Raw genomic sequence first — 9,841 nt, forward strand, 5'->3', positions numbered from 1 at the left:
ATTCAGTATATTATGGAATTGTAGCCCAAGGCCAAAGGATCGCAAAAATTTTCCTAGAAAAAAATCAGAAAATGCTTGACCAGAAGCGCGATCGCCAGACTTCCCCATGAAAACTCGTACTCGTTCCCAAGAAAAAATTCTCAATCTTCTCAAAACCTTAAATCGTCCAATTTCAGCACAAGACTTGTATATCGAACTGCGAAACGGTCAGCATAATATTGGACTGGCAACAGTTTATCGTGCCTTAGAAGCCTTAAAATTAGAGGGTGTGGTACGAGTACGAACTTTGGGGAATGGTGAATCTCTCTACAGTCTGGTTCAACGCGATCGCCATTATCTAACTTGTGTTAATTGCGATCGTTCTATTCCTATTGAACAATGTCCTGTTCATCAATTAGAGCAACAATTACAACAGTCTCATCATTTTAAAGTCTACTATCATACTCTAGAGTTTTTTGGGATGTGCGATCTCTGTCAGGAAGAAGAAAGTTAAATTTATAGGGATTAGGACTTACGCATTAGCGGGCAAGATGCCAGCACTACTACAGCAAGATAATACAGTAGATTAGGACTTACGCATTAGCGGGCAAGATGCCCGCACTACTACAGCAAAATAATACAGTAGATTAGGACTTACGCATTAGCGGGCAAGATGCCCGCACTACTACAGCAAAATAATACAGTAGTGGGAGCGTCTCGCTCCCTAGCTGCGTAAGTTTTAGACCCTAGCTGCGTAAGTTTTAGACCCTAGCTGCGTAAGTTTTAGACCCTAGCTGCGTAAGTTTTAGACCCTAGCTGCGTAAGTTTTAGAGATGTTAAATTTAACATCCCTATCCGAAAAATTAGTAGATTTTACTCTGCGGAATGGCGATCGAATTTTTCCAACTCTAAATTCAAACTGCTAGGATTTTCACCAATTACAGAACGAACCCCTTCTAAGGTGGAAATCATACTGCGCGGGTCCATAAACATGACCTTACTGCTTTCGCTACTCCCGATAGTTTTACCCATTTCTAAATAGTGTTGTGCTAAGAGAAATTGTAATGCTTCTTTAGCTTGAGGATCGGTTTTTATTTTACCTCCAATAATATCTAATGCCTTTGCTGTTGCTTGCGCTTTCAGAACCTCCTGTTCCGCTTCTGCTTTAGCTTTTAAAATCGTCGCTTGTTGTTGTGCTTCAGCCTGCAAAATGGCAGCAGTTTTAGCCGCTTCTGCTTCTAAAACTTGTGCCTCCGCTTTACCTTTAGACTCATTAATTGCTGAATCTCTTTCTCCTTCAGAAGTTAAAATTGATGCCCGTTTTTTCCGTTCTGCTGCCATTTGTAATTCCATTGAATCTTGAACGGCTTTAGAGGGGGTAATATTGCGAAGTTCCACTCGCGTTACTTTGACTCCCCAAGGATCTGTCGCAATATCGAGTTCTCGTAATAAAGTTTCATTAACTTCAGTTCTTGCGGTAAATGTTTGATCGAGTTCTAGTTTTCCCATCTCCGAACGAATTTGGGTCAAAACTAAATTTTCCATGGCCATAGGCAAATTTTCAATGCGATAATAAGCACGTTCCATGTCCATAATTCTCCAATAGACAACCGCATCAGCACTGATAGCAACGTTATCTTTAGTAATACAAGATTGAGGAGGAATATCCAAAACCTTTTCTCTAGTTGTTGCCTGATAAACAACTTTGTCAACAAAAGGAACGACAAAATTTAAACCAGGACTGAGTTTTTTCTTGAAACTGCCCAGACTTTCTACCAAAGCCTCGTTTTTCTCGTTAATAATTCTCACCGATCCTACAAGGGCAGAACCGCCAAATGCTAAGATAATGAGTAGAAAAAATTGTCCCATTGTTATTCTCCTTCGAGTAAAGATTTCGGGAGGACGATTAAAGTATTGCCCTCTCTGCCGACAATATACACTTTTTGTTTGGGGGCGATCGCCAGACTTTCCTCGCTGCATTTTCCTCGCCAAGAATTACCTTCATATAAAATGCGTCCCGTTTCTCCAGCAGGAATTTCGGTGAGGGTTTCTCCTTCTGTTTTGCCTTCAATTGTTGCACTTTTTCGTTTGGGGGTAAAAATGCGCCGCGAGAGAAGAACTAATAATGTTGAAAAAATCATCCATAGGGCAATTTGTAAGCCAGAGTGAGGCAGTATCAGCGAAATAAGTGCCACGATAAATGCAGCAATTCCCATCATAAACTCGACAAATGCTGTAGGAAAGAGCAACTCCATTAAACAGAGAATTACACCAGCAATGAGCCAAAGAAAAGTGGCATTAAACATGAGGATGTCTTTGAGAGCAAGGAAAGAAAATAAAATTTGAGAAACAAACTCTATTTATTTCTGGGATGATACGATCTTAACCTTCTTCTCCTCAACTCTCCCAAACTGTTAAGATACTTGACATTTTTTCAGGATTTAACCGGAATTTAACAAAGTTGTAAATCCTCGTTGCGGACTCCATTGTACTGCCCCATGTCGTCCCGTCACATAGACATAAATCTGTTTTTGCCGTAACCCTTGAAATGTATCGGAGGAAACGTAGGAAGAAGAAGCGATCGCGGTATCCCCGGCAAATGTTCTTAATACCTTCTCATTGACTGAATCTCCCATAAATAGCAACACTTGTGCTGATAAATCTGTGGGTAAAATTTCCTCGTTGGGGGCATAGAGTAACAGCCAATGGCGATCGCCGAATTGCAGTTGCGCGATCGCGGGATGCAGTCTAACAATTTTGAGATTGCGATTGGTTGCCTCTTGTCCGACTGCAAAGGGATACACCCCCTTTGCTAAAATCTCCTCATCTCCTGCTTCAAAGGTTGGGATCGCGTGTAAAAATGTTTTCACTTCTAATTTATCAAAAATTGGTTTCCAGCCCAGTTCTCGGTAATTTTTCAACGAGACTGCTAGATCGATGCGATCGATGCCTTCATGTGCTAAAAAAGGTAAAACTGTATAATTTGCTGTATCGGTATCTCCAGCATCAATGAGGGTTACTTTTCCTCGATCTTGAATGATGATAATTTGTTCTTGTCCTGCTGCAAGTATTGTCATTCGCACTAAAGTTGCATTAGCATACAAAAGAGGTGCGATCGCGATTAAAATAGCAATTACTGCCATTGCCAACCATCTTTTCCCTTGCTGCAACGGTTTCCAGCAACAAATCCCTAAAATAATGCCATAGACGGCCAAAACCTGCACAATGTTTAAATTGCCCACTGCTTGGGAACTATTGGGTAAATTGATGAAAAAACGCACAATATTGACAAGAAATAGGGTTGGATAGAATAGCAGGGAGGCGATCGCGGTTCCTGCCAAAGGAAAAATCAACCCAATCCCAGCACTTAACATACCTCCTAAAATAATGAGAGAACCGAGGTGAGTTGTAAAGATGTTAACTAAAATACCATAAGTAGCAAGAGAACTAAAATAATAAGAGGCGATGGGAAGTGTCCAAATTGTGGCAGCGACGGGGATGGCGATAATAGTGGCGATGGTTGGGGGCAACCAATCTAAACGTTGAGTGATAGCGGGGACGCTAATCACTAATCCGAGGGTCGCAATAAAGCTCAATTGAAAACTCAAGTTCCAAATCCAGAGAGGATTGAATAAGAGAAGAAGCGTTGCCACCAAAAGCAATGCCCCCAAGGGTTTGACCTTACTTTCTATTGTCATGGCCAATAACACAGCAATTCCCATCAAAACTGCCCGCAAAACTGGAGGTTGCAACCCCGTCAGTCCCGTATAAGCAAGGAGAATTACAAGGGCGATCGCAAAACGATATTTCTCCTCTAAAGTCCGAGTTAGTGCTAAAACTCCTCCCAATAACAGGGAAACATGGAAACCTGAAGCGGCTAGAATATGTGCTAGTCCTGCCTGAATAAACAAATCCTGAATCTCAAAAGGGAGATCGATCGCCCTGCGTCCCATCACCATAGAACTCACAAGAGCGCCAAATGGTTCCGATAAACCTTGATTGTGAATGCGAACAATGCGCTGTCTCAGTTTCCACCATCCCCAAGGTTGTTTAGGTGAGACTTCCAGCAGTTCCCCCGACAATCCTGCGAATACTCCTTGAGGGGCAAGATAGGCCTTAAAATCAAAACCACCGGGATTTTTTGCCCTTTGGGGTTCGTATAATTTCCCTTTAATGGTAATAGTTTGTTGGGGAACTAATTCTACGTTTTCTAGGGGAGAAATAGTTGCATATAATTTGCCCTGAATATTGGTATCTTCATTGATTTTTTGAACGGCTAAAATAAAGCGTAATTTTTGATCGCGATTGAAACTGGGGCGATCGCGAATTTGTCCCGTTACTGTCACTTCTTCTCGGGAATTTTTCAGCCATAAACTCACATCATTAGTAGCAGGTTGAGGAAGACGCAATTGAAAATGCGCGATCGCTAATCCTGCGAGAATTCCCGCGACGATCCAAATCGGAAGACGGGGACTTTTACGCCAAAAACGAGAGGCGATCGCGCCAACAATTCCCCCTAAAACAATCTCAATACTCGCTAATCCCAACCCTTGTATTAAGGTTATTTTTTCAAAAGGAGAAGCCAATATCCCTGTCGATAATAGTCCTAATATATAGGCAATACACAAGATTACCCAACTCTGACGACTCATCGCTATATATTGCTTATTTTTCTAAGTGGGTGAGTATTTAATAGCTAAAAAGTTAGATGGAAAGTCCCAAACTTAAACCAAGAAAAGCATGAATAAACATGACTAATACCGCAAAACTTCCCAAATAAGCATGAGTTGTTTTTAAGGCTTCTTTATTGCCACCAAATTTAGTCGCTGAAATGAATCCATTCAGTGCTAATAAAAAGACGACAAGGGAACCCGTCCAGAAATGAGGACTCTCAAAAATAGACTGTTCTTGCATGACCAAAGATAAAACACCTCCCGTGTAACCCAAACTAATAAATAAGAATAACCACGGGGCAAGTTTTCGATGCGATCGCCGATTTTTGATTGAGGTTTCTGTGTCTTGGGAAATGCGTCCTTGCCAACCTACCCAAGCGGTAAAACTGCCTAAAACAAAAATAACAATACCCATCATCAATGGGTGTCCCCAATGGATAATGGGTTCGGGGAAGCCTAGAGTGCGAAACCAGGCTGCGATCGGCTCTAAATAGGGGATTAAAATTGCTCGTACAGCTTCCATCACCATTGTCCTCATCTCAAGTCTTGAATCATTTTAAAAGATAAGGGGACATTGAGCAATATTTTGCGATCGCGTAATTTGTAGAGTTTTAATTCAGCTTCGATTAGCTTAAATTATAACTTAGATTTTGCAGCAATTCGGGCTGCCGTCCGTAAAATTTGTCCAGCCAAAATTGCCGCACCAAACCCATTATCAATATTAACAACACCTAAGCCCGCCGCACAAGAATTTAACATCGCTAATAAAGCAGAAAGACCGCCAAAACTGGCACCGTAACCTATACTGGTGGGAACACCAATTACAGGGCAATTTGCTAATCCTCCCACAACACTTGGTAATGCACCTTCCATTCCCGCAACAACAATTAAAACATCAGCTTCATTCAGAAGATGACGATTATTTAAAAGCCGATGAACTCCTGACACTCCAACATCCCAAAGACGTTGCACGGGAAACCCCATTAACTCCCCTGTTATCGCTGCTTCTTCTGCAACAGGTAAATCTGATGTTCCGGCAGTTAAAATGGTGATTTTTCCCAAGATTTCCTGAGATTTAGGATTGCCTAAAGCACAAATTCTGGCAATAGGATAATAGCGGAGATTGGGCATTATTTGTTTGATTTCTTCATAAATTTTAACCTCCACGCGGGTTGCCATAATTACCGATTGATGCTTGCTCATTACTTCCATAATTTGAGCAATTTGTTCTGAGGTTTTATCCTGTCCCCAGATCACTTCTGGAAATCCTGTCCGTCCTTGACGCTGATGGTCTATTTTGGCAAATTCTGCCACAGATTCATAACCCATTGCTTTGATTTTACTACGGGCAGTTTCTGGGGTTATATATCCCGATGAAACTGCTTCTAAGATTGTTTGTAATGTTTCCATAAATTTTCTGTTGTCATGGTGTTTAGTCTTCTTCAACCTTCAATTCATACAAGTTCCAAAATGCTCCCCCAAAGGAAGTAAACTTGATATTCTCAATGCGATCGCGGACGGCTTCTAAGGATAAAGCATTAACTAAGTACAAAAAGGGAACATTTTCGGCAACGACTTTCTGGAAGTCTCCATAAATTTCGCGACGTTTTGACTCATCTAACTCTCTTGCACCTTCTTGAAAAAGGCGATCGATTTCTTTTTCCCAGTCAGATACTTCCCATCCTTGCAGGGATTTTTCCCAAGGATAAGGTCCTTGATTGAATTGATGCAGAGAACCACCACTATACCAAATATTAAAACTACTATGAGGCTCAACACCACCACCGCCAAAACCACCGACATAAGCATCCCAATCTCGACCTTGAAGGTGTTTTAAGACTGTGTTAAAGTTGAGAACCTGTAAATCTGCTTGAATACCGATCGCCTTTAAATCCTGTTGAATTTGGACGGCAGCATCAACCCGCGTTTTTTCTTCCGATTTGACTAATAAATTAAAGCGAATGGGATGGTTATCTGCATCGAATAATTGCCCGTCCTCTTTGTATTGAAATCCCATTTCTAGGAATAATTCTTTAGCTTTCTGAGGGTTGTAATCATAAGTTTTTAGCCCTTCTTCTGGGGATAAATAGTAAGGACTCGATACACCAATAGCAGAGTGTTGTACTGCCCCTAAACCCCGATAAATATTATTCTTCATGCGATCGCGATTGATCCCATAAGCAATAGCTTGTCGAAAACGAACATCGTTAAACCATTTAGACTTGATAGGATCGACAAAGGAAACACCTTTTTCGTTTTTTGCCTTGCTAAGATTAAAGCCAACAAAGCGACTTTCCGCAGAGGGACCGCCATTATAAATCGTATATTTTCCTTTTTTCTCCTCTTTTTTCAGCAAGCCAAATGCTTCAGGCTTGACATCTAAACTATCTAATTCTCCCGAACGAAAAGCAATCGATTGTGTTTCATCAGATTCAATAATTTGCAGGACAACTCGTTCGATATAAGGCTGAGATTGTCCTGTTTCATCTTTGCGCCAATAGTAAGGATTGCGTTCTAAAATAACACGTTGTCCTGGAACATAATCCGTCATGCGGTAATAACCAGCCCCGATAATTTCTCGAGGATCGGTATCGGTTCCCCAAGTCGTTAATAAAACTAAATCCCCTTGTTCATCGGTGGTTTCTACTGCTTTTTGTAAGGCGTGTTTGGGGAGAATAGAAATGCCACCAGCATAGCGTAAAAAGGGAGCAAAGGGTTCGGGAACAGTAAATTCAACGTGAAGATCGTCGAGGGTACGAACAGAAGGATAACCATCACCAACGCGCAAAATATCTCGAATACCGGTAGGGACTTTTTCGTTTAAATAAATGTCATTATAGGAGAATTCTACATCATCGGCGGTGAGAGGATGACCGTCAGACCATTGCAATCCTTCTCGCAGGGTAAAGACAATTTTCAGCTTATCTTCAGAAATTTTCCAAGATTCTGCTAATGCAGGTTCTAATTCTGTAGTGATTCCATTTTGTGTTAGTAAGCCCTCATTAATAAAGCCAAAAATATTAAAAGCAGATTGATTGAGAGGAGTATTAAAAGTAGAAGGATCGCTAGGACTGACAAAAACTAATTGTGGGATAGCGTTAGCATTGCTGCTACGGGTCAAAACGCTGCGACCGAATAAGGCGATCGCCAGAATAACCATAACAACAAATAATCCCGGTTTCCAAATCCGACTCAAACTCATATTAATAGTTGATAGTTGATAGTTGATAGTTGATAGTTGATAGTTGATAGTTGATAGTTGATAGTTGATAGTTGATAGGGTGACAGTTGATAGTTGATAGTTGATAGTTGATAGTTGATAGGGTGATAGTTGATAGCGAGAAGGTATATAGGGAGTATAGTTGATTTTACTTCTTTCTGTAACGAGTTTCTTGGACGACATTCCCCAAACCTTGCACAATTCCTTGACCAATTAAACCGATCGCCTTGCCAATAACCTGGGTTAAAACATAGACGACACCACGACCTAAAAAGGCGATAACGGCTCGAACTCTTGGAGCAAGGGCATCACGAGTTTCTAAGACTAGGGTAACAAAAAAAGGAATCCCTCGCAAGGTTTCTAAATCTGGCAAACGGGATGCTGAAATGGACTTCGTTTGAATTATACTTCCCTTCAGGACAAACAAGCGATAGCGACTCTCAAAAATTGCTTTGGGTTCCAGAAAATAGCGATCTTGACGAAACTGCCAAGAGAGTTCATTTCGCAAGCGGGCAATTTCTCGCGAGGAGATAAATTTGCGATCGTAGAGATTATATTTGATGGTTTCATCTTCAGGAAATTGATTGAGTAGAAATTGTATTGTTCTTTTGGCAATTTGAATGGTAAAATTGTCTAATAAATCTTCAATTCTTGCTTTTGCTTCTGGGGAATTGTGGCGATAAGTAACATTATCGATAGCAAGAGAACTATCATAAAGTAAGTAACTTAAAAGTTCTAGAACGCAAGGAATTTTCTGAATTTGACTGTTGGCGATCGCCAGAGAGTTTTGCTGGATTAATTCGACAATAGAAATACTGGCTTTTTCTTGAGCATAGTATTTAGAGAAAAATTCAAGGGTTGTTTTTTGCCAAACTTCCCCAACAAAGATATCTATTCTTGATTCTAATTCTACACGAGTGACTTTTAACCCTTGTAGGTCTTCTAAAACTGCTTGTAATTGTCGAACTGTTAAATAGAGTAATTCTTGCCGTTTATTCTGTTTTAAAATATCTAATTCTAAGGTTAATGGTGTTTGATTTCTCACCCCTAATTGAATTTTGCTCAAAAGATTTTCCAAGGGAGAAGGAATCGCAACTAATTCGCTAGAGGAAGAAGGGATAGGAAGAGAAGTTTGGGGAGACTCTTTCTCTGAGGAAGGAATGAGAATAACTTCCACAGGGAGTAAACGATCTACCAGCGATCGCGCCACTTTTAATTCTCGTTGACGACCTTGCCAATATAACCAATCAAAGCTAGGTAAATCTTGGTTTTCTAACTGCTTCTCGATCTTCAGTAAACTCTCTTTAATTTGCGACAACCCCGATCGCCGTAAATTTAATAACCATTGGGGGGGAGAATTAGGAACAGATAATTGTAAATCGAGATGTTGTTGGGTAATTGCAGTTTGTTCTGGCCAAGCGGTATTCCCTGCTATAATTTGCTGAAGAACTGAGGCTAATTCTTCAATATTTGTTCCTTTGGGGCAATATCCTTCAATCCCTAAAGTCCGAATTGATTTTAAGAGACGAATTTCCCTTATTGCAGTCAACAAAAGGACGGGAAGATCGGGATAATTTTTCTTCAGTTGCTGGAAAAAATGTAAGGAATTGGTAACTTTGGATACAGAGGGAATATCCGCGATCGCAATTAAATTTTCTCTTTCCTTTAATGTGGCCAATGTGGCCAAAGCACTTGCCGTATTGACGCGATCGCAGATTTGGAAATCCTTCAATGTTACCAAAGCAGTGGCCAGACCCAAGGAAAAGATGGGATCGTCGTCAATGAGCAGAATTTGAAAGTTGCGATCGCTCATCAGAAAAATTGGGTAGAAACCCCGTCCTTATAGGACGGCTTTATATTAGTTTCGCTACTGCCTTGGAGTTGTTTAATTAGGGTGCTTTTGTATTGCACTTTTAACAGGACAATTACTGTATCTAATTAAACAACCCTGTACGCATAGCGGTTTTGC

8 protein-coding genes are annotated in these 9,841 nt (G+C 40.7%); 1 reads left to right on the forward strand and 7 read right to left on the reverse strand.

Going from position 1 to position 9,841, the window contains the following annotated elements; translation table 11 throughout:
- Window positions 1–106 precede the first annotated feature (106 nt).
- Window positions 107–493: a Fur family transcriptional regulator gene (locus JUI58_RS20520; RefSeq protein ID WP_204105680.1), complete on the forward strand. Its 387-nt coding sequence runs from the start codon at window positions 107–109 to the stop codon at window positions 491–493.
- Between the two features lie 359 nt (window positions 494–852).
- On the opposite strand, the gene JUI58_RS20525 is transcribed toward JUI58_RS20520, so the two are convergent.
- The 7 genes from JUI58_RS20525 to JUI58_RS20555 form a co-directional block, all read right to left on the reverse strand.
- Window positions 853–1,848: an SPFH domain-containing protein gene (locus JUI58_RS20525; protein ID WP_204105681.1), complete on the reverse strand. Its 996-nt coding sequence runs from the start codon at window positions 1,846–1,848 to the stop codon at window positions 853–855.
- A gap of 2 nt (window positions 1,849–1,850) precedes the next feature.
- Complete coding sequence (locus tag JUI58_RS20530; protein ID WP_204105682.1) at window positions 1,851–2,285, reverse strand: NfeD family protein; 435 nt, start codon at window positions 2,283–2,285, stop codon at window positions 1,851–1,853.
- Between the two features lie 135 nt (window positions 2,286–2,420).
- Window positions 2,421–4,631: a ComEC/Rec2 family competence protein gene (locus JUI58_RS20535; protein WP_204105683.1), complete on the reverse strand. Its 2,211-nt coding sequence runs from the start codon at window positions 4,629–4,631 to the stop codon at window positions 2,421–2,423.
- A gap of 52 nt (window positions 4,632–4,683) precedes the next feature.
- Complete coding sequence (locus JUI58_RS20540) at window positions 4,684–5,181, reverse strand: DUF4079 domain-containing protein (RefSeq protein ID WP_348539941.1); 498 nt, start codon at window positions 5,179–5,181, stop codon at window positions 4,684–4,686.
- 107 nt (window positions 5,182–5,288) lie between these two features.
- Window positions 5,289–6,062, reverse strand: a complete 774-nt coding sequence (gene larB / locus JUI58_RS20545) for a nickel pincer cofactor biosynthesis protein LarB (RefSeq protein ID WP_204105684.1) — start codon at window positions 6,060–6,062, stop codon at window positions 5,289–5,291.
- A gap of 22 nt (window positions 6,063–6,084) precedes the next feature.
- Window positions 6,085–7,854 (reverse strand): ABC transporter substrate-binding protein, encoded by a 1,770-nt coding sequence (locus JUI58_RS20550; RefSeq protein ID WP_348539942.1) that lies wholly within the window; start codon window positions 7,852–7,854, stop codon window positions 6,085–6,087.
- 166 nt (window positions 7,855–8,020) lie between these two features.
- Entirely contained in the window at window positions 8,021–9,685 is a 1,665-nt protein-coding gene (locus JUI58_RS20555; protein ID WP_204105686.1) for a DUF3685 domain-containing protein, read from the reverse strand.
- Window positions 9,686–9,841: the final 156 nt, after the last annotated feature.

This window comes from Spirulina sp. CCY15215, from assembly GCF_016888125.1.
Classification (GTDB): Bacteria; Cyanobacteriota; Cyanobacteriia; order Cyanobacteriales; family Spirulinaceae; genus CCY15215.

Bases quoted from the DNA above. Each gene is read 5' to 3' on its own strand.
- JUI58_RS20550 (WP_348539942.1), bottom strand. From the start codon at position 7,854: ATGAGTTTGAGTCGGATTTGGAAACCGGGATTATTTGTTGTTATGGTT.
- JUI58_RS20525 (WP_204105681.1), bottom strand. From the start codon at position 1,848: ATGGGACAATTTTTTCTACTCATTATCTTAGCATTTGGCGGTTCTGCC.
- JUI58_RS20530 (WP_204105682.1), bottom strand. From the start codon at position 2,285: ATGTTTAATGCCACTTTTCTTTGGCTCATTGCTGGTGTAATTCTCTGT.
- JUI58_RS20540 (WP_348539941.1), bottom strand. From the start codon at position 5,181: ATGGTGATGGAAGCTGTACGAGCAATTTTAATCCCCTATTTAGAGCCG.
- JUI58_RS20535 (WP_204105683.1), bottom strand. From the start codon at position 4,631: ATGAGTCGTCAGAGTTGGGTAATCTTGTGTATTGCCTATATATTAGGA.
- larB (WP_204105684.1), bottom strand. From the start codon at position 6,062: ATGGAAACATTACAAACAATCTTAGAAGCAGTTTCATCGGGATATATA.
- JUI58_RS20555 (WP_204105686.1), bottom strand. From the start codon at position 9,685: ATGAGCGATCGCAACTTTCAAATTCTGCTCATTGACGACGATCCCATC.
- JUI58_RS20520 (WP_204105680.1), top strand. From the start codon at position 107: ATGAAAACTCGTACTCGTTCCCAAGAAAAAATTCTCAATCTTCTCAAA.